Here is a 20,296-nt window from a genome sequence, read left to right as displayed (position 1 = left end):
GTCGCGCACCCGGCACGGGCGCGAGGAGGGGACGGATGCCGCGGCCCGGGCTGCGGCATCCGTCCGCCGCTCGACGGGGTGAGGGCGAGCGCCGCGGCCCGCAGGCGGTCGAGACGACCGTACGCTGGTGCCATGCCGCTGACCGGAGAGTACAAGCCGTCCACGTCCGAGTGGGCACGCACGCAGGCCGAGGCGTTCGAGGCGTCCAACGGCGAGAAGGCCAACACGCTGCGGGGCGTGCCGATCATCGTCCTGACGACGGTGGGCGCGAAGTCCGGCGCGCTGCGCAAGACGGCCCTCATGCGCGTGGAGCACGAGGGCCGCTACGCGGTCGTCGCCTCGAAGGGCGGGGCGCCCGACGAACCGAAGTGGGCCGAGAACATGCGCCGCCACCCGCACGTGGAGCTGCAGGACGGCGACGCCAAGCGCGACTACGACGCGCGGGAGCTGTCCGGCGCGGAGCGCGAGGAGTGGTGGGCCCGTGCGGCCGCCGTGTGGCCGGACTACGAGACTTATCAGACCAAGACCGACCGGCTGATCGCGGTCTTCGTCATCGAGCCGCGCGACGCCTGACCGGCTCGGGACGAATTCGCGGATCCTGAGGCGTTGCTGAGGCCGGAAAGCCCCGGCCGCTCCTAGAATCGGCCCCGTCAGGGGGTCAGCGTGACCGGGGACGCACGCGCAGGATCCGCCGCACGGCGGTGGGAGATCGCTCTCGCGTGCGCGGCGGGGGCGCTCGCGATCGGGGCCGTCGCGTTCGCCGCGCTGGTCGCCGTGCCGCCCAGCCTCGCGAACCTGTCGAGCGACGTGTCTGACGGCGCATCAGCCCGCGAGCTCGGCGACGCGTCCGTCGTCGTGCCCGCGGGCTGGCTCGTGACGCGCGACTCCGACGATGCGCTCACCGTCCGCACCCCCGACGGCGCGCTGCGCGCCACCCTCGAGACGGTGGATGAGACACCGGCCGACGTGGTCGACGAGGCGGCATCCGCGCAGGTCCCGCGATCCGAGCTGCTCGCCTCCGGGCTCACCGCCGTGCACGCCGATCTCGACGACGGCGGCGTCGTCGCCGGGGTGGGGGATCCGGATGCCGCGCCCAGCGTGCGCGTGGTCGTCGAGGTCCGTCCGCCGGACGGTGCCGCGCCGTCGGCCTACCGCACGGCGATCGGCGACCTGCTGGAAGGGATCCGGGGATGAGGGCGCGCGCGGCGGCCGTCGTGCTCGCGGTGGCGGCGCTGGCGCTGTCGGCCTGTGCGCCGGCGTCCCGCGGAGACTGGCGACCGCCGGCATGGGCGCCGGAGGTGGTGCGTGTGACGGTCCCGGTCCCCGAGATCGGCGCGGCCGCGGACGGGTCGCTCGGCGCGGGCCTCGTGCCGCTGCGGGTGCGCAGCGACGCCGTCGGAGTGCAGGCGCGTGTGGCGCTGCTGGCCTCCGGCCCCACGGCCGAGCCCTTCAACACCGCGGTGACGCAGCTCGTGCGCGGTGCGATCGCCGACCGCGTCGCCGCGACCGCCACCGCGTACGCGCCCGCAGCCTCTCCGGTCGGCTCGGGTCTCGGCGAGCGCGGCTGTGTGGCGGAGAGCACGCGGCGACCGGCCGCCGAGCTCCTCGCCGATCCCGCGTTCGGCCCCGCCGGCGGCACGGGCACGACCGTGGTCTGCGGCATCGTCGCCGCCGGCGGCACGATGGTGGGGCAGCGCATCCGCGTCGTCGCCGGCGGCCCCGAGGGCGTCCGATCCGACACGACGACGACGCTGTACGGCGACGTGGCGAGCGGAGAGACGTCGGCGGCCGAGGGCCTCTGGGCCGAGGGTGCGGCGCCGGTGCTCGAAGCGCACATCGTCGAGGCGCTCCGCCGCGGGGCGGGCGCCCTCAGCCGGCGACCCGTCGAGGCCGGCGACGAGGCGCAGCTCGCGGCGGTCCAGGCCGCGCTGGCGACGACGGTGCCGTCCGACGGCGGTTTCGTGATCACTCTCGCACCGGGATTCACCGCGCCCGACCTGGCCGCGCTCGGCGCGCCCCCGACCACCGAACCCCTCGAGATCTTCGTGCCCGCCGAGGTCGCCGCCGACCTCGTCTCACCCCTCGGTGCGCGGTTGCTGGCCTCCGCCGGAGAGCCGTACACCGGACCGGTCGCGGCGCCCGCCGGGGCGCGAGCCGTCGACTGCACGCTCGTGCCCTGCGTGGCGCTCACCTATGACGACGGTCCCTCCGCCCACACGACCGGCATCCTCGACGACCTCGCGGCGCGCGACGTCGCGGCGACGTTCTTCGCACAGGGGCAGAACGCGCAGGGCTACGCCGACACGCTCGCCCGGATGACGAGGGACGGTCATCAGCTCGAGGGCCATACCTGGAACCACCCGCACCTTCCGCAGCTCACGGACGCCCAGATCGCCGCGCAGATCGTCGACTCCACCCGCGCGCTCGAGGTCGCTTCCGGTCAGGACATCACCGCGTTCCGGCCGCCGTGGGGAGAGTTCACACCGCGCGTGCTCGCCGCAGCCGGCATGCCCGCGATCCTCTGGGACGTCGACACCGAGGACTGGGCCGGCCCGGCTGACGACGTGCTGATCGCACGGGCCGTGGAGCAGCCGCGCGCAGGATCGATCGTCCTGCTGCACGACGTCCATCCGGGCACGGCGCGGACGGCGGGCGCCGTGATGGACGGGCTTCTCGACCGGGGCTTCGAGCTCGTCACCGTACGGCAGCTCTTCGGCGGGCAGATGCCCGCCTCGGGCGCCTGGCATCGCGCCCCCTGAGCCGCCGCGGTCTCGCCGTGCGATACTGCCGCGGTGACCGACCTCGAGCTCGCCCGCATCCCCGCGGGCACCGTCCAGCTCCACGACGCGCGCCGCAAGGTGCGGTGGAGCGTCGACCTGGAGTCGTACGAGATCGGCGTCTACCCCGTCACGCAGGAGCAGCTCGCCGAGATCATCGGAGAGACGGCATCCCACCCCCGTCGGCCCGCGACCGACGTCAGCTGGCTGCGCGCGGTCCGCTTCTGCAACGCGGCGTCGGAGTGGGAGGGCCTCGACCCCGCGTACGCGTTCGAGGGCGAGGAGGTCACGTGGCACGTCGACGCCGACGGCTACCGCCTTCCCACCGAGGCCGAGTGGGAGCACGCGTGCCGTGCGGGCTCGACCGGTCCGCACTACGGACCGCTCGGCGAGATCGCCTGGACGAGTGCCGACGGCGTGACTGCACCGCAGAACGTGGGCGGCAGGCTGCCGAACCTCCACGGCCTCTTCGACACCCTCGGCAACGTCTGGGAGTGGACCTGGGACCTGCTCGACCCCGCCCGGTACGGCGACTACCGGGTGTTCCGGGGCGGCGGGTTCGCCGACGACGCGTGGAGCGTCCGTGCCTCCACGCGGCGCGGCGGGGCGCCACGCATGCACCACGACGACGTCGGGTTCCGGGTCGCGCGCGGCGGCTTCGACGCCGTCGGCGCCGCTCAAGGCTGGTCGGCCGCCGCCGATGCCGAGCGTGCCGCCTATGACGGCCCGACGCCGCCCGGCTGGACGCCGCTGCGCTGACCTCGCGAGACGCCGGAGGGGACGGATGCCGCGGCCCGCGGCATCCGTCCCCTCCGCAGCGTCGTCAGCCGAGCAGGGTCTCCAGCGGTCCGCGCGCGAAGTACAGCACGAAGCCGGCGGCGACGACCCAGAGCAGCGGGCTGATCTCGCGCGCCTTGCCCGACAGCGACCGCACCACGACCCACGAGATGAAGCCGGCGCCGATGCCGTTGGCGATCGAGTAGGTGAGCGGCATGACGGTGACCGCGAGGAACACCGGCAGCAGGATCGAGAAGTCCGAGAAGTCGATGTAGCGGATCTGCGACATCATCAGCGCACCGACGATGACCAGCGCCGAGGCGGCGACCTCCGTCGGGACGATCGAGACGAGCGGCGTGAAGAACATCGCGATGAGGAACAGCGCGCCCGTGACGACGTTGGCGAACCCGGTGCGCGCGCCCTCGCCGATGCCGGCACCCGACTCGATGAACACCGTGTTCGACGAGCTCGAGGTGAGACCACCCGCCACCGCGCCGACACCCTCGACGATGAGCGCCGACTTGATGCGGGGGAAGTCGCCCTTCTCGTTCGCGAGGCCCGCTTCCTTCGAGAGGCCCGTCATGGTTCCCATGGCGTCGAAGAAGTTCGTGAAGACCAGCGTGAAGACCAGCATCAGGGCGGCCAGCACGCCGATGCGCTCGAACGAGCCGAACGAGACCTGACCCACGAGGGAGAGGTCGGGCACGCTCACGAGCGACGACGGCAGCTCGGGCACCGAGAGGCCCCACCCGCCGGGGTTGACGTCGTCGCCGGCGAACTTGGGGCCGATGTTCCAGATGGCCTCGACGATCACGGCGACCACGGTGCCGGTGACGAGTCCGATGAGGATGCCGCCCTTGACCTTGCGGGCCACCAGGATGCCGGTGAGCAGCAGCGTGAAGACGAAGATCAGCGTCGGCACCGTCGCGACCGAGCCGTTGACGCCGAGGCCGACCGGGGGAGAGGACGCGCCGGTCGACGTCACGAAGCCGGCGTCGACGAAGCCGATGAACGCGATGAAGAGGCCGATGCCGACGGTGATCGCGAGCTTGAGCTGGATCGGCACCGCGTCGAAGATCATGCGGCGGAGGCCCGTGGCGGCCAGCAGCACGATGATCAGACCGTTGATGACGACGAGGCCCATCGCCTCGGGCCACGTGACCTGGCCGACCACCGAGACGGCGAGGAACGAGTTGATGCCGAGGCCCGCCGCGAAGGCGAACGGCAGTCGGGTGACGAGACCGAACAGGACCGTCATGACGCCGGCGGTGAGGGCGGTCGTGGCCGCGACCTGCGTGAAGCCCAGGGTGTCGCCGTTCACGTCGGCGCCGCTGGACAGGATGATCGGGTTCAGGATGACGATGTAGGCCATCGTCACGAACGTCACGACGCCGCCGCGGACCTCGGTGCCGATCGTCGAGCCGCGCCGCGTGATCTCGAAGAACCGGTCGAAGCCGTTCTTCGGCTGCGCGGCGTCCGGGCCGTCGGTCGCGTCGACGACGGAAGATCCGGTGGTGGGGCTCTCGGGGCTCTGGGCCGGACCGGGACGGGCATCGCTCATGTGTTGACCTCCGACGAGAAACGTTAGTCGCTCCCGCGCGAAGCTGGGGATTCGCTGAACGGATGCCGCAGCCCCGCGCGCGGGCGACCGGGGGCGCCCGGCCCGCCGAAGTAGGGTCGATGGCGCATGCATCGCCTCATCGTCGCCCTTCTCGCAACCGTCGACGCCGCCATCGCGGCCGCCGTCGGCCTCGCCGCGACCCTCGCACCGCTCACCCTGCTCTGGGTGTTCGGGTTCGGGGGCGGAGCCGACTGGGGCGTCCTCTGGCCCGCCGGCGTGGCGGTCTGGCAGCTCGGCAACCTGGTCCCGCTGCAGATCACACTGCCGCCCGACTACCTCGCCGTGACCGGCATCGATGCGGACGCGGCATCCTTCGTCCTCTCGCTGGCGCCGCTGGCGTTCGCCGCCTTCACGGCGATCTTCGCCGCGCGCTCCGGCATGCGCGCCTCCCGCGCCGACGCCTGGCTCACCGGTGTGCTGACGTCGACGGCGGTCTTCGCGGCGCTCGCGACCGGAGCCGCGCTCACCGCGGTCAATCCCGTCGCGCACGCCGAGACCTGGCAGGCGATCCTGGTGCCGACGCTCGTCTTCGCGCTGCCGGCGTTCGCCGCCGCTTTCGTCACGGAGTGGAGCGAGGCCGGCACCGGCGCGGTCGCACGGCTGCGCGACCGCGCGGAGGCGCGCCCGCACGGCTGGAGCGAGGCTCCGGCCCTGATCGTCCGCGGGACGGCGGTCGTGGTGACCGGGCTGATCGGCGTGGGCGCCGCCGTCGCCGCCGTCGCCCTGTTCGCCCGCGCCGGGCAGATCGTGGCGCTCTTCCAGGCCGGCGATGTCGACGCGCTCGGCGCGAGCGTGCTCACCCTTGCGCAGCTGGCGTACGTGCCGACCCTCGCGGTGTGGGGGATGAGCTTCGTCGCCGGGCCTGGCTTCGCCGTGGGCGCCGGCACCGCCGTCTCACCCGCGGGCACCCAGGTCGGTGTGGTGCCCGGTCTTCCCGCCCTCGGCGCCGTCCCCGACTCGACGACGACGTGGCTGCTCCTGCTCGCGCTGCTGCCCGTCGCGCTCGGCGCGCTCGCCGGCTGGATCGCGCGCTCCCGCCTCGTGGGCGCCGGCGCGCCGGCCGCGCGGGAGGGACGGATGCCGCAGCCCGCGCGTGCCGACGACGGGGCGCGTGCGCCGATCGACGCCGACAGGACCGCCGCGCTGAGCGGGTTGCTCGCCGGAGCGCGCAGCTCGCTCGACGACGCCGACGACGTCGACGACGGGGACGCCGGCGATCCGGCTGCGGACGAGCCGATCGCGGCGCGGCTCGTGATCACCGCCGGCATCGCGATCCTCTCCGCGGGGGCGGCCGCGCTGCTGGCCTTCGCCGCCTCGGGATCGCTCGGACCCGGTCGCCTCGCCGAGTTCGGCCCTCAGCCCGGGCCGGTCGCGCTGGCGGTCGGACTCGAGGTGCTCGTGGGCGCGGCCATCGTGCTGCTCTCGCCGAGGGCGACGCGCCGCACCGCGGTCGTGAAGGCGGCTGCACCCGGCGACGACAGGGACGATGTCGCCATGGCGCCGCCCGCCGCGGCCGGGGCCGGCGGGCGCGACGCGACGGAGCAGCCGGCGGATCAGGAGGAGGCGGCGCGCCCGGTGCCCGAGTGGCTCGCGCGCCTGCGGGCCGAGGACGAGGGCGGCGACGTCGAGGGGAGCCGCGACGTCGACCGCGCGCCCGCTGAGGCGCCCACCGCGACGCTGCGCGATTCCTCACCCGAGGCGCGCACCGAGCCCATCGACCTGCCGGGTCACGCCGACCGCTGACGCTCCGGCCCGCGCGGCGGGGCGCCGTCACGCCGCCGGGAGCACGCGCCGGCCGCGGCTAGACTGGGCGGGTGCTCACGGTCGCCGTCCTCATCTCGGGCACAGGGTCGAATCTGCGCGCTCTGCTCGACGCGGCGGCCGAACCCGAGTTCCCCGCCCGCGTCGTCGTCGTCGGTGCCGACCGCGAAGCCGAGGGGTTCGCGCACGCCGAGGACTACGGCATCCCCACCTTCATGGTGCCGTTCGCGCAGTTCGCGACGCGCGAGGAGTGGGGCGCCGAGCTCGCGACGCAGCTGGACGTCTGGCAGCCCGACCTCGTCGTGCTGAGCGGACTCATGCGGCTGCTGCCGGCGGCGCTCGTGGACGCGCGCTCGCCGCACATCATCAACACGCACCCCGCGTACCTGCCCGAGTTCCCCGGCGCGCACGGCGTGCGCGACGCGCTCGCCGCGGGGGTCGCGCAGACGGGCGCCAGCGTCATCATCGTCGACAACGGGGTCGACTCGGGGCCGATCCTGGCTCAGGAACGCGTGCCCGTGCTGCCCGGCGACGACGAGCACGCCCTGCACGAGCGCATCAAGCCCGTCGAGCGCCGGCTGCTGATCGACGTGGTGCGCCGCATCGCGACGGGCGACCTCGACCTCGCGGCCGCCGCCGGCGCCCAGCTCTGACCCCCAATCCCCCGAGGAGATCCGCCATGGCCGGACCGAGCCACGACCCCGCCCTGTACCGCCCCCGCGATGTCGTCCCCGTCCGCCGGGCCCTGGTGTCGGTGAGCGACAAGACCGACCTGCTCGCGCTCGGCGAGGCGCTCGCCGCCGCGGGCGTCGAGATCGTCTCGACGGGCGGCTCAGCCACGCTGCTGCGCGAGGCGGGCCACACCGTGACCGACGTGTCGAGCGTGACCGGCTTCCCCGAGTCGCTCGACGGCCGCGTGAAGACCCTCCACCCGGGCGTGCACGCCGGCCTCCTCGCCGACCTGCGGCTCGAGGACCACGAGCGCCAGCTCGCCGACCTCGACATTGCGCCGTTCGAGCTCGTCGTGGTGAACCTGTACCCGTTCGTCGAGACCGTGCGCTCGGGCGCCCAGGGCGACGACGTGGTCGAGCAGATCGACATCGGGGGCCCGGCCATGGTGCGCGCCTCCGCGAAGAACTACGCCAACGTCGCCATCGTCACCTCGCCGTCGTCGTACCCTGCCGTGATCGACGCCGTCCGCGCGGGCGGCACGAGCCTGGTGCAGCGCCGCGAGCTCGCGGCGCGCGCCTTCGCCCACACCGCCGAGTACGATCGCGCGGTCGCGATGTGGTTCGCCGAGGGCACGCTCACCGAAGAAGACCTGCCCGCGCACCTCACGATCAAGGCCGAACGCCTTGCGACCCTGCGCTACGGCGAGAACTCCCACCAGCGCGCGGCGATCTACACGCGAAACGGCGGCCACGGCATCGCGCAGGCCACGCAGCTGCAGGGCAAGGAGATGTCGTACAACAACTACGTCGACGCGGATGCCGCCCTCCGGGCCGCGTTCGACATGGTCAAGCCCGCGGTGGCCATCATCAAGCACGCGAACCCCTGCGGCATCGCGGTCACCGCCCCCAACGCGCTCGACCCCATCGCCAGCGCCCACCTGCGCGCGCACGAGTGCGACCCGGTGTCGGCATACGGCGGCGTCATCGCCGCGAACGGCACCGTCACGCTCAAGATGGCCGAGAACCTCAAGGACATCTTCACCGAGGTCATCGTCGCCCCCGACTTCGAACCGGCGGCGCTGGAGGTCTTCAAGGCGAAGAAGAACCTGCGGCTGCTGCAGCTGCCTGCCGACTGGCAGCAGGAGCGCATGGACGTGCGCCTCGTCTCGGGCGGTCTGCTGCTGCAGGACGCCGACCGCTTCCCCGACGACATCGACTCCGTCGCGACCGACTGGCAGCTCGTCTCGGGCGAGCGTCCCGCGGCCGAGGACATGACGAACCTCATCTTCGCGTGGAAGGCGTGCCGCGCGGTCAAGTCGAACGCGATCGTGCTCGCGAAGAACTCGGCGACGGTCGGCATCGGCATGGGCCAGGTGAACCGCGTGGACTCGTGCCGGCTCGCGGTCGAGCGCGCCGGCGACCGCGCCGCGGGGTCGGTGGCGGCATCCGATGCGTTCTTCCCCTTCGCCGACGGACCGCAGATCCTGCTCGACGCCGGCATCTCGGCGATCATCCAGCCCGGCGGCTCGGTGCGCGACGAAGAGGTGATCGCCGCGGCGCAGGCTGCCAACGTCACGATGTTCTTCACCGGCGAGCGCCACTTCTTCCACTGACCCGAGGTCGGCTCTCTGCGCACGGCGATGGGGACATGTCCCCATCGCCGTGCTTCGTGAAGGACATCTAGGCTCGTCCCGGAGGTGGCCCGTGGGAATGATGTTGCCGAACGAGCTCATCTGGGTGATGGAGAAGCTCGGGTTCGACTGGCCGGATGTCGACGAGGACGAACTGCGCCGCGGTGCCGGGATGGTCCGCGTCTTCCGTGACGAACTGGAAGGCAAGCTGCAGGCGATGGACCGCAAGGTCAACGGCGACATCGCGGCGGCGATGCGCGGCCAGGCGGGACCTGCGTACGTGAGCGCGTGGAACACCAACCGCTCGCAGAACCTCGACAAGCTGCTGGATCTGCTGGGGCCGGTGCCCACGGGGATGGACATCGCCGCCGATGCGGTGTTCGCCCTGAAGATGAAGGTCATCGTCGACGTCACCGCGACGCTCGTGACCCTGGTGGCGATGCTCACGAACCCCCTCTCCGCGGCCGGCGCCGGACCGATGCTGCTGATCAAGAAGAAGCTGCTCAATGCCGCGGTCGACATCGCGATCGAGCAGCTGCTCAACCAGCTGCTGCCGATGGCGATCGAGCCGCTGGCGGAGGAGCTGCCGGTGGTGATCATGGCGGCGCTGGATTCGCCCATCGTCGAAGCCGTCGCGGGCGACCCCGACGAGTTCTACGCGGATCTGCAGGCGCTCGAGCAGGCCGAGGGCGAGATGGAGCAGCACGCCGCCGACGTGGAGACGCTGACCGAACGCCTGATGTCCGACCTGTCCAGCCTGAACATCTCGGGAGATTGACGATGAGCAAGGGAATCGGCGAGGCCGTCATCCGGCCGCTGAAGAACGCGCTGGACGACATGCCGGTGCACGTCCGGCAGCTGTCCGAGCTCTTCCGCAAGCACGGGCAGAAGCAGCGGGGCAACACGAACGACGTCACCGACCTGGACGGCACGAACGTGCCCGACGCGCTGCGGGACGGGTGGAAGAAGGACACCGACTGGACCCCCAACGACGTGGACCAGGCCGGCTGGGGCGATCGTCCCGACCCGAGCGACTACCTGGACGCCGATTACATCGACCAGCACCTCGCGCGGTTCGACGACGGCGCCAGCCGCATCTACTTCTCCGACGCGCTGCACACCTACGGCCCCGGCCAGCGCGACCACGCGACCTTCGTCTTCCCGACCTCGGAGCTGCAGAAGATCCTCGACGACACCGGCGGCAACGCGCATGACGTCGCGGATGCCCTCGGCATCGACGCCAAGTACTTCCACGTCGACAACGACCTCAACCTCCCGCTGAAGGACGTCGAGATCCGTCACTTCGCACCCGAGGAGCTCACCGACCTCCGGATGCCCTCGGGCAACGAGGCGGGTGCCAACGAGAACTGGATCCCGGGCGGGCACCTGCCGACGGGCATCCCTGAGGCGGTGTTCACCGTCCCGGAGACGGCGACGGGTCTCGGTGGCAATCTCGACGGCGATTACAACCCGGGCATGTGGCCGGGCACCGCCCAATCGGTCGAGCTGCACCTGTGAGCGGTGAGGAGCGGTCACCCCGCGAGTGCGCAGCGCTGTCGCGCGACGCGATCCGCACCGGTGCCGTGATCTCCTACTGCGGCGACGAGCTCGTGGTCACCGGCGGAGCCCTCGTCGAGGCGGTGACGGCGGCGCTTCTCGGACCCGCCGCCCCGAAGCCCGGCGGCGACCGATGGCTCACGCCGGAGGTTCCCGTGCTGTCGCGCGGACCCGCGTGGATCGTGCCCCTGTTCTGGTCGCCGTCGACGTCGGATCTCGGCCGGCAGCAGCATGAGCTGCTCGACCGCCGCGGCAGCGAGCTGGGGCAGGCCATCATGAGCGCGTGCTGGTACCTCCGCGGCGAGCCCCTCGGCATCGAGCTCGAGGGCGACGCCGACGGCGGACGCGGCTATGCGGCGGAACTCGTCCGCACCGGGGCGAAGGACGCCTCGTGGTGGGGGTTCGGCGACGACGCGCTCGTGCTGGTGTACTACGGCGACCCGAGCCCGGCGCCCAAGACCCGGATGGCGCTGCACGTCGTCCCGGTGGGCTGGGTCTCGGCGCGTCGCCCCACGCCCGCGAAGAAGATGCCCGCCCTGAACCTGGAATGGGACTGGGCGGCCGCCGTCGCGTTCGCCGAGGCGGATGCGGCCGGTAGCCTTTCAGAGCACAACGAGGAGGGTCCGTGACCGTGACGAGTGCGTTCGGAGACGTCGGCGTGAGCGTGGTTCCGCGTGTGTACGGAGCGAGCGAGCTCGGCGTGCTCTCGTTGACCGCTCCCGGGGAGGCCCATCCGCGCGTCGAGTACGTCGGCGGAGAGCTCTTCGTGGGGCTCGACCGCGCGCAGGACGGCGCGGCGATCACCCAGGGCGAGGCGGAGTCGTGGACGCAGCCCTTCCGCGATGCGGTCACCGCCGCGCTGACATCGTCCGTCGCCGTGCCGGCGCCTGTCGAGGGCGTGGTCGTGATCGAGGACGAGGTGGTCGCGGCATCCGTGCTCGTCCAGCCGTCTCGGGTCGCGGCGGCCGCTCTCACGGGCGCACCCGTGCTGTTCGCCCTGCGTCGGGACCGGGTCGCGATCGTGGGCGCGGACGATGAGTCCGCTGTCGCGCGGGTGCTCGACCTGGCCGAGGAGCTCTACGACGCCGGCGGCCCGCTCGTGAGCGCGCACCCGGTCGCGCTCTCGGAGAACGGCTGGACGCCGTTCGCCTGGCGCGAGCGGTTCCCGTCGATGGAGCTGCGTTTCGAACGGGTGCTGCGCCTGTTCAGCGTGCGCGCGTATGAGGCGCAGTCCGTGGTGCTCCAGCGCCCCGACGTGCACATCGCCGACCCGAAGCTCCGGGTGCTCGAGTCCGGCGCCACAGCGACGTTCGCCACCTGGCCGAAGGGCACGGCGACGCTGCTGCCGGTCGTCGACAACGTGATCATCGCCGACTCCTCCTCCGGTACGGCGAGTCTGAGCGTCGCGACACTGAAGCAGTTCCTCGATGCCGCGGGCGACGCCGTCGTCCGCACGGGACTCTCGCCGGCGCGCTACTTCGTGCCGGGAGAGCCGCCGCGGGCGGCGCAGGCCGGCTGACGGCGGCCATGGGGACTTCTCCCCATGGTCTGCGGCGGGCGTCCGACCATAGGGTCGTGCTGGAGGTGGCGCCGTGGGCATGATGTTGCCGAATGAGCTCGTCTGGGTGATGGAGAAGCTCGGGTTCGACTGGCCGGATATCGATGAGGACGAGGTCCGTAAGGGTGCCACTCTGGTGCGCGATCTCGGGTCCGGGCTGGAAGAGGTGATCCAGGCCGTCGATCGGCAGATGAACGGCGACATCGCGGGGCTGATGCGAGGGAAGACCGGGCCTGCGACGGTGTCGGCGTGGAACGCGAACCGGTCGCAGAATCTGCAGAAGCTCGTGGACATCATGCCGCCGGCCGCGACCGCGATGGACATCGGAGCGGACGCCATCTTCGCATTGAAGATGAAGGTCATCGTCGATGTCACGTCCACGATGGTCACGCTGGTGGCGATGCTCACGAACCCGTTCACGGCTGCGGGTGCCGGGCCGATGCTGCTGATCAAGAAGAAGCTCCTGAATGCGGCCGTGGACATCGCGGTGGAGCAGCTGCTGAATCAGCTGCTCCCGATGGTCATCGAGCCGATGGCCGACGAACTGCCGATGGTGATCGACGCGATCCTGGATGCGCCGATGGTCGAGGGCCAGGCGGGAGACTCGGACGAGTTCTACGCCGATCTGCAGGCGCTGGAGGATGCGCAGTCGACGATGAAGCTGCACGGGGCCGACATCCAGACGCTGACGTCGACCTTCTTCGCGGAGTTCTCCGCACTCGACTTCGGAGGGGATGACTGATGAGCAAAGGTGCACGCGAAGTCATGCGCCGGGTCAAGAACGCGGTCGACGATGCCGGCAGCGATCTCAATCTCCGGCTGGCACAGCTCATGGACAACATCACCGAGCACCTCGACACGGTCGTGAAGAAGGTGAAGGACACCGACAACTTCGACAACACCGTGACCACGCGCGGCCGGAACACGAAGACGACGCACTACGACCCGGCCAACGGACGGCCGGTGCAGGAGGAGGGGCTCATCCTCGACGACTTCGGCGGCACCGAACGCGGCGACAACGCCACTGCGGTCGGAAGGCTCGGCAACCCCGGTGACGACGGCGGACATCTCGGCGCCCACCGCTTCTTCGGCGACACACCGGATGAGGGGATCGTGCCGCAGGTGGCGAACCTCAACCGCGGCGCGTGGAAGAAGATGGAGAGCGAGTGGGCCGACTGGGTCGCCGAGGGATGCCGGGTCGACTACCGCATCCAGGTCGACCCTCCCGGTGCGATCCGACCTGATAACTTCCAGGTGGTGTACGTGGTCTCCGACCCTTCCACCGGGGAGATCCTCGAGACTCGTTCCCCGAGCTTCGCGAACGTCACCGGTGAGACCTTCGACCGAATCCACCAGCGTTGAACAGATCCGAACGGAGCCTCGTGTCAGAAAATGTGACGGCCGATCTCATCCGCGCCCTCGTCGACAACATGGGTGGCCCCGACGTCGACGAGAAGGGGTGGGAGTCTCTGGCGATGATCCTCGAGTTCCCGGACGGCGAGTTCAACGAGGCGCACGGCTACCTCTACTCGCCCGACGGCACGATCTCGGCCGTCGCAGCGGATCCCTGGGCCGTCAAGGCGGCCGTGGACGCCTACATGAGCTCGTACTACAAGCCGGGTGAGTCCCTCCCGGTGCAGATGCTCGTCGAACTCCACCGGACGACCGGGAAGTACCGGGTGACGTTCGAGGACGCCGATGCCACCCGCTGGAAGCTGACGCCGCGCAACCGCAAGGATTTCCGCGAAAGCCTGCGACCGAAGTTCGACTGACGTCGCCTCGCGCGCGGGGCAGGTCGATTCCGCGATCGCGGACACGCGACGCGTCTGGCGGACGTCGGGTCGGGCGCCAGGCGCCCGGGACCTGCGCCGCCGTGGGCGGTCAATCGCAGACGAATCAATCAGATAGGTTGCTTGGCATGGTCGACAACTCTGGCTTCCGATCGCGTGCTCCGGGTGGCATCGGGCGCTGATGATCTGGGAAATCGACGAGCAGGAGCGCCTGCCCGACGGCGTGGACTCCTCCGGGCGTCCCGACCCCGCATACGCGGCGTCGCTCGGCCTGATCCGTGCGCCCTTCGGACGCCGTGCGCTGGCGTTCGCCTGCGACGCGGCGATCTGGCTGATTCTGCAGCTGCCGCTCTGGCTGGGCGCCGTCCCTCTCCTGCTCAAGCTCCTCACGGGCTCGGTCTCGCCCTATGGGTTCGTCAATCACCCCTCCTTCGTGCTCGCCGTGATCATGGCCGCGGTCACCGTCTTCCTCTCCCTGGTGTTCCTCGTCGTCCAGATGGTGCTCGCCGGCCGCCGCGGCGTGACCGTCGGCAAAGGGGTCTGCGGGATCAGGCTGGTGAACGTGCGGACTCTGGAACGTCCCGGCGTCGGCGCCGTGCTGCTGCGCTTCCTCCTCGTGATGGTCGCAGGCATCGTTCCCGCCGGCTCCGCGGTGGTGCTGGCGTCGCCGACGTTCGACGCCGACGGGCGGGGCCGCGGCTGGCATGACAAGGCGACGGGGGTCTGGGCCGTCGACGCGCGCCGCGGGCTCAACCCCTATGACGAGAAGCGCATGCGCATCGCTCGCAAGAAGGTCAAGATCGAACCGATCGCCGAGCGGTCGGAGCTGCCCTCCCTCGCCACACCGCGGGATCCACGGGCGCAGCCGGAGTATCGTCCCGGCAGCCGTATCAGCGCCGGCGTGCTCGGCGTCGCCAGGCCATCGGAGGAGCCCGCGGTCGTCGCAGAGCCGCCTTCCGCGCCTCTCCTGCAGCCGCAGGCCCCGCAGGCGCAGCTGCCGCAGCTGATCGTCCCGCAGGCGCCGTCGCCGTCGTCGCACCCCGCCCCGCAGCCACAGCCGCACGCGCAGTCGCAGCCGCAGTGGCAGCCACCCCCGCTCCTGCCCGATCAGGCACCGGAGCCCGCCGCGTCAAACCCGGTCGCCCCCGTCCCGCCGCCGCCCGCGCCGCCGGCGGCACCGCGCTCGACGCGCTTCGCGCTGCGGTGGGACACGGGAAGCAGCATTCGCGTGTCGGGGCCGATCCTGCTGGGACGCAACCCCGACCCGGTCGACCACCTCGACGCCGACCCGATCGCCGTTCCCGACGAGAGTCGTTCGCTCTCCAAGACGCACCTGTTCGTGCGGCCCGTCGACGGAGGGCTCGAGATCGTCGACTGGCATTCGACGAACGGATCGGGGCTGATCAGCGGCGGCGTCGAGCAGGCACTGCTGCCGGGGCAGCCGACGAGGGCGGTCGAGGGCGACAGGATCCGGCTCGGCAGCCGCGTCGCGGACGTGATCCGCGTATGAGCGGGCGCACGCCGCCGACCGGGCGGAGCAGCCGCAGGGAAGAAGAGCTATGAGACTGAAGCTGACACTGCATCGTCACGCGAACGATCCGGTCGACATCGTCATCACGACGGACTCCACCGCCACGGTGGGCGACGTCGCGCGCCATGTCGCCGAATCCGACCCCGCTCGCTCCATCGCCTTCGGCGACGGCGATGTGCTCACGCTCGCCGTGGCGCCGCCGACCGGCCGGCGGATGATCTCGCTCCCGCCGCACGTCCCCATCGGAGAGGCGCCCATCGGCTCGGGTTTCGCGGCGTCGATCATCAACTACGGTCCCCGGTACACCGGGTCCGACCAGCGCGAGATCCTGGGCACGCTCCGCGCCGTCGCCGGCCCGCTCGCCGGTCAGGAGTTCCCCGTCGCCGCCGGGCACCTCTCACTCGGACGGGATGCCGCCAACGACATCGTCCTGGCCGACCCGATGGTCTCGAAGCACCACGCCCGGCTCGAGGTGGGCACGCACATCGAGGTCGTCGATCTCAACTCCGCGAACGGCGTGCTCGTCGACGGCCTCCAGCTGCAGCGCGTACGGGTCGAGGACGGCGGTTCTTTCGTCATCGGCAGCACCACGCTCGTCCTGGTGCTCGCCCGCACCTTCGACGGCTCGGCCGACGAGGAGCCGATCATCGAACGCGGCGGCGGGCTGCTGTTCAACCGCAGCCCGCGCGTGGAGGTGCGCTACCCGGGCACCAAGTTCAAGCCGCCGCGCCTGCCCACGGAGAAGATCGGCAAGATCTTCCCGTGGGCGATCATGGTCGCGCCCATCCTGATGGGTGCGGCGCTCTACGCGATCAACGGGAACCCGCGATCGCTTCTCCTGATCGTGATGACGCCGTTGATGGCCCTCGGCAACATCGTCAATCAGTCGGTGCAGAGCAGGAAGAGCCAGAACCACGAGTTCCTGCTGTTCGAACGGCAGTACGAGCAGCTCGAGGAGGACCTGTTCCGCGGCAAGCCCGAGGAGGAGAGGGCACGCAACGTCGAGGCGCCGCCGGTGGCCGAGGTGTTCGACCAGGCGATGCGGCTCGGGCCGATGCTCTGGACGAGGCGCCCCGAGCACTGGAACTACCTGGGCCTGCGATTGGGCAGCTGCACGCTTCCCGCCCGCAACACGATCGACGAGGCGGAGACGCCTGAGGGCCTGCCGGAGTTCATCGAACGCGTCGAGCGGCTGCGTGAGCGCTACGACTCCGTCGACGACGTGCCGGTGTTCGAGATGCTGTCGGCCGCGGGGTCGATCGGCATCGCCGGTCCGCGTGCGCTCGTGGCCGACACCATGCGCGGGGTCGCGGTGCAGCTGTTCGGGCTGCACGCCCCCAATGACGTCGTGGCGGTCGCCTTCGCGGACTCGGCGTGGACGCCCGAGCTCGAGTGGCTGAAATGGATGCCGCACACCACCAGCGAGCGCAGCCCGTTCCGCGACAGGGCGCTGGCCGACTCGGCGCCCACGAGCGCCGCACTGCTCAGCTCGCTCGAGGAGTTCGTCAGCCGCGCGGCGGCGGCGGCCGGAAGCGCCGAGCCGCGAGGGCCGTTCAAGGAGGACTGGAACCCGCTGCAGTTCGGCACCGACGTGGCGCGGGCGGCAGGGGAGGGCCCGCGCACCCCGCAGGTGTCGATCATCGTCTTCGTGACCGGGGACGCACCGGTGGATCGCGGCCGGCTCATCGACGTGCTGGAGCGCGGTGCCGACCACGGCGTGCATGCGGTGTTCGTCGCGCCGACGGTCGAGTCGCTGCCCGCGGTCTGCCGCAGCTACATCGAGCTGTCGACCGCTCTGGACGACGCGCGCGTGGGCCTGGTCCGCAACGGAGAGACGTTCGAGCACGTCCGGGTGGAAGGGGTGTCGAACGCGTACATGGAGATGTTCGCGCGGCGCCTCGCCCCCGTCGTCGACGTGAGCACGGTGGTGCACGACGCATCCGACATCCCGAGCGCGGTGATGTTCCTGCAGCTGATCGACCCGGCGATCGCCGCGGACCCGCACGTCGCGATCGAGCGATGGCGGCAGAACACCACGATCACCGACCGCTCCGCGGCTCCCCGGCCCCGGCTGAAGAAGGCGGGAACGCTCCGGGCCATCATCGGTCAGGGCGCGAGCGACGCGATGGCGCTCGACCTGCGCACCCAGGGGCCCCACGCGCTGGTGGGCGGCACGACCGGCGCCGGCAAGTCCGAGTTCCTGCAGGCATGGGTCCTCGGCATGGCGGCGGCGCACAGCCCGGATCGCGTCACGTTCCTCTTCGTGGACTACAAGGGCGGGTCGGCGTTCGCCGACTGCGTCGACCTGCCGCACTGCGTGGGGCTCGTCACCGATCTGAGCCCGCACCTGGTGAGCCGAGCGCTGACCAGCCTCCGTGCCGAGCTGCAGCACCGGGAGCACCTGCTCAATCGCAAGAAGGCGAAGGACCTGCTGGAACTCGAGAAGCGCCAGGATCCGGAGTGCCCGCCGGCGCTCGTCCTCGTGATCGACGAGTTCGCCGCCCTCGCCTCGGAGATGCCCGAGTTCGTCGACGGCGTCGTCGACATCGCCCAGCGCGGACGCTCGCTCGGCATCCACCTCATCATGGCCACGCAGCGCCCCGCCGGCGTCATCAAAGACAACCTGCGGGCGAACACCAACCTGCGCATCGCGCTGCGCATGGCCGACGAGTCGGACTCCCGCGATGTCGTGGACGACGAGATCGCGGCGAGCTTCCCGCCGAGCATCCCGGGCCGGGCGATCGCCAAGACGGGACCGGGACGCCTGGTGCCCTTCCAGTCCGCGTACACAGGCGGCTGGACGACCGACGACGACGCCGCCGTGGCCGAGGTGCGGGTCGCCGAGCTCCGTTTCGGAGCGACCCGGGAATGGGAGGCCGACCGGCCGGCCGAGTCCGACGCGCACGAGCACGATCTCGGGCCGAACGACCAGCGGCGGATCGTGTCGACCCTCGTGCGGGCGAGCGATCTGGCGGGCATCCCGCGTCCGCGCCGGCCCTGGCTCGACGACCTGTCGCCGCTGGTGGATCTGCAGGATCTGCCGAACGAGGGCGACACCCGCATCCCGCTGGCGATGATGGACGTCCCCGAGCGGCAGCTGCAGGAGTCCGCCGTGTTCCTTCCCGACCGCGACGGGTCGCTGGTGGTCTACGGCACGTCGGGCTCGGGCAAGTCGACGCTGCTCAAGACGATCGCGACCGCCGCGGGCATGCGCCCGGATCTCGGGCGGGTGCAGGTCTACTGCCTCGACTTCGCCTCCGGGGCGCTCGGCGCCCTGGCGGCCCTGCCGCACGTCGGGTCGGTCGTCGACGGCGGCGACGTCGAGCGCATCCAGCGGCTCCTGCGCACCCTCGATCAGGAGATGGACCGTCGGGCGGCCGCCTTCTCGGCGGCCAGCGCGGCATCCGTGCAGGAGTATCGCGAGCTGCGGGACCCGGCCATGCCGCGCATCGTCCTGCTCATCGACAACTACCCCGAGTTCAAGAAGGACTGGGAGGTGGCCCCCGGCCGCGGTCCGTTCTACCGCACCTTCATGCGCATCGTCGGCGAAGGTCGAACCCTCGGCCTGCACGCGGTCATCACCGCCGATCGCGGCAACGCGGTGCCGAGCGCCGTCGCCGCCAACATCTCGCGGCGCGTGGTGCTGCGGATGGGGGATCCGAGCCAGTACATGCTGCTCGGCGCGCCGCGTGACATCCTCGACGAGCAGTCCGCCCCTGGGCGAGCGGTCATCGACGGCCACGAGGCGCAGATCGCCGTGCTGGGCGGCACGTCGAACGCCGTCGAGCAGACCAAGGCGCTCGCGGCGCTCGGCGACCGGCTGCGCGCCCTCGGCGTGCGCGACCTGCCCGAGATCGGGGCGCTGCCGACGATGATCCCGGCCGCCGAGATGCCGGTGCACGTGGAGGGGATGCCGGTGTTCGGCGTCGCCGACGACACCCTCTCGCCGCGGGGGTTCGAGCCGATCGGATCGTTCGTGGTCGCCGGCCCCCCGGCATCGGGCCGGACGAACGCGCTGAAGGCCCTCGTCGTCGCGATGGAGCGCTTCGACCCCGGGGTGCGCCTCTACCACTTCGGCAGCCGCCGGGCCGACCTCAAAGACTTCCGGCCCTGGGTGCGCAGCGCGACCCGCCCCGAGGACGAGGCGGAGCTGGCTGCGGAGCTGACCGGCCTGGTGGTCAGCGACGCGCCGGGCGAGCGGATCCTGATCGTCATCGAAGACATCCCGCACCTGGCGGACGGCCCCGCCGACCGCCCCATGCGCGCACTGCTGCAGGCCATGAACAACAGCGAGCACATGCTGATCGGCGAGGCCGAGATCAGCCGTGCCAGCGGCAGCATCGGCGTGCTGGGGGAGTGGAAGTCCGGACGCCAGGGCATCGTGCTCAAGCCCGACACGTACGACGGCGAGGCGATCTTCAAGAACCCGTTCGGGCGTGTCAAGCGCTCGGACTTCCCGGTCGGGCGCGGCATCTTCGTCCAAGCCGGCCGCGCCGTCACGATGCAGGTGCCCTTCGTCGCCGAGCCCGCCGAGCCCGCCGACGGCGAGGAGACACCGGCCGCGGGGGCGACGCGAGCGACGATCAAGCGGGCCGCGACACATGGGTAGTTCTCCCCATGGG

General features: G+C 71.5%; 17 protein-coding genes. 16 read left to right on the top strand and 1 reads right to left on the bottom strand.

The features are described from left to right. Nucleotides 1–132: 132 nt before the first annotated feature. From R8Z57_RS12210 to R8Z57_RS12195, 4 genes are all read left to right on the top strand, one after another. Nucleotides 133–573 (top strand): nitroreductase family deazaflavin-dependent oxidoreductase, encoded by a 441-nt coding sequence (locus tag R8Z57_RS12210; RefSeq protein ID WP_318354037.1) that lies wholly within the window; start codon nt 133–135, stop codon nt 571–573. Between the two features lie 90 nt (nt 574–663). Beyond that, on the top strand, nt 664–1,194 hold the full coding sequence (locus R8Z57_RS12205) for a hypothetical protein (protein WP_318354036.1): 531 nt from the start codon (nt 664–666) through the stop codon (nt 1,192–1,194). Continuing rightward, complete coding sequence (locus tag R8Z57_RS12200; protein WP_318354035.1) at nt 1,191–2,759, top strand: polysaccharide deacetylase family protein; 1,569 nt, start codon at nt 1,191–1,193, stop codon at nt 2,757–2,759. The genes R8Z57_RS12205 and R8Z57_RS12200 overlap by 4 nt, the downstream gene beginning before the upstream one ends. Nucleotides 2,760–2,792: 33 nt before the next feature. Next, complete coding sequence (locus R8Z57_RS12195; protein WP_318354034.1) at nt 2,793–3,536, top strand: formylglycine-generating enzyme family protein; 744 nt, start codon at nt 2,793–2,795, stop codon at nt 3,534–3,536. 64 nt (nt 3,537–3,600) lie between these two features. Here the strand turns inward: R8Z57_RS12195 and R8Z57_RS12190 are convergent, their stop codons facing one another. Beyond that, a complete protein-coding gene (locus tag R8Z57_RS12190; protein WP_318354033.1) occupies nt 3,601–5,115 on the bottom strand; it encodes an NCS2 family permease in 1,515 nt (504 codons plus the stop codon). A 126-nt stretch (nt 5,116–5,241) separates the two neighbouring features. Here R8Z57_RS12190 and R8Z57_RS12185 point away from each other — a divergent pair, with 126 nt between their 5' ends. From R8Z57_RS12185 to R8Z57_RS12130, 12 genes are all read left to right on the top strand, one after another. After that, nucleotides 5,242–6,918 carry a DUF6350 family protein gene (locus R8Z57_RS12185; RefSeq protein WP_318354032.1) on the top strand — a complete coding sequence of 559 codons (1,677 nt, stop codon included), beginning with the start codon at nt 5,242–5,244 and terminating at the stop codon, nt 6,916–6,918. Nucleotides 6,919–6,989: 71 nt separating this feature from the next. Continuing rightward, on the top strand, nt 6,990–7,589 hold the full coding sequence (gene purN, locus R8Z57_RS12180; protein WP_318354031.1) for a phosphoribosylglycinamide formyltransferase: 600 nt from the start codon (nt 6,990–6,992) through the stop codon (nt 7,587–7,589). Between the two features lie 26 nt (nt 7,590–7,615). Beyond that, nucleotides 7,616–9,220: a bifunctional phosphoribosylaminoimidazolecarboxamide formyltransferase/IMP cyclohydrolase gene (purH, locus tag R8Z57_RS12175; protein WP_318354030.1), complete on the top strand. Its 1,605-nt coding sequence runs from the start codon at nt 7,616–7,618 to the stop codon at nt 9,218–9,220. 97 nt (nt 9,221–9,317) lie between these two features. Then, the gene (locus tag R8Z57_RS12170) at nt 9,318–10,016 is read left to right on the top strand and encodes a hypothetical protein (protein ID WP_318354029.1); all 699 of its coding nucleotides are present in this window, start codon (nt 9,318–9,320) and stop codon (nt 10,014–10,016) included. Between the two features lie 2 nt (nt 10,017–10,018). After that, nucleotides 10,019–10,756: a hypothetical protein gene (locus R8Z57_RS12165; RefSeq protein ID WP_318354028.1), complete on the top strand. Its 738-nt coding sequence runs from the start codon at nt 10,019–10,021 to the stop codon at nt 10,754–10,756. Then, nucleotides 10,753–11,424 (top strand): hypothetical protein, encoded by a 672-nt coding sequence (locus tag R8Z57_RS12160; protein WP_318354027.1) that lies wholly within the window; start codon nt 10,753–10,755, stop codon nt 11,422–11,424. The genes R8Z57_RS12165 and R8Z57_RS12160 overlap by 4 nt, the downstream gene beginning before the upstream one ends. Then, a complete protein-coding gene (locus tag R8Z57_RS12155; RefSeq protein ID WP_318354026.1) occupies nt 11,421–12,314 on the top strand; it encodes a hypothetical protein in 894 nt (297 codons plus the stop codon). The genes R8Z57_RS12160 and R8Z57_RS12155 overlap by 4 nt, the downstream gene beginning before the upstream one ends. A 79-nt stretch (nt 12,315–12,393) precedes the next feature. Then, nucleotides 12,394–13,095 carry a hypothetical protein gene (locus tag R8Z57_RS12150; RefSeq protein ID WP_318354025.1) on the top strand — a complete coding sequence of 234 codons (702 nt, stop codon included), beginning with the start codon at nt 12,394–12,396 and terminating at the stop codon, nt 13,093–13,095. Beyond that, on the top strand, nt 13,095–13,715 hold the full coding sequence (locus R8Z57_RS12145; protein WP_318354024.1) for a DNA/RNA non-specific endonuclease: 621 nt from the start codon (nt 13,095–13,097) through the stop codon (nt 13,713–13,715). The genes R8Z57_RS12150 and R8Z57_RS12145 overlap by 1 nt, the downstream gene beginning before the upstream one ends. Nucleotides 13,716–13,735: 20 nt before the next feature. Then, entirely contained in the window at nt 13,736–14,125 is a 390-nt protein-coding gene (locus R8Z57_RS12140) for a hypothetical protein (protein ID WP_318354023.1), read from the top strand. Nucleotides 14,126–14,324: 199 nt separating this feature from the next. Then, nucleotides 14,325–15,653, top strand: coding sequence for an RDD family protein (locus tag R8Z57_RS12135; protein WP_318354022.1), 1,329 nt, complete (start codon nt 14,325–14,327; stop codon nt 15,651–15,653). Between the two features lie 49 nt (nt 15,654–15,702). Beyond that, complete coding sequence (locus tag R8Z57_RS12130; protein ID WP_318354021.1) at nt 15,703–20,283, top strand: FtsK/SpoIIIE domain-containing protein; 4,581 nt, start codon at nt 15,703–15,705, stop codon at nt 20,281–20,283. The last annotated feature ends 13 nt before the right edge of the window (nt 20,284–20,296 follow it).

The organism is Microbacterium sp. M3 (genome assembly GCF_033548675.1).
Taxonomy (GTDB): domain Bacteria; phylum Actinomycetota; class Actinomycetes; order Actinomycetales; family Microbacteriaceae; genus Microbacterium; species Microbacterium arthrosphaerae.
The sequence above is the reverse complement of the archived record's forward strand: the minus strand, read 5'-3'. Positions and strand labels throughout refer to the sequence as shown.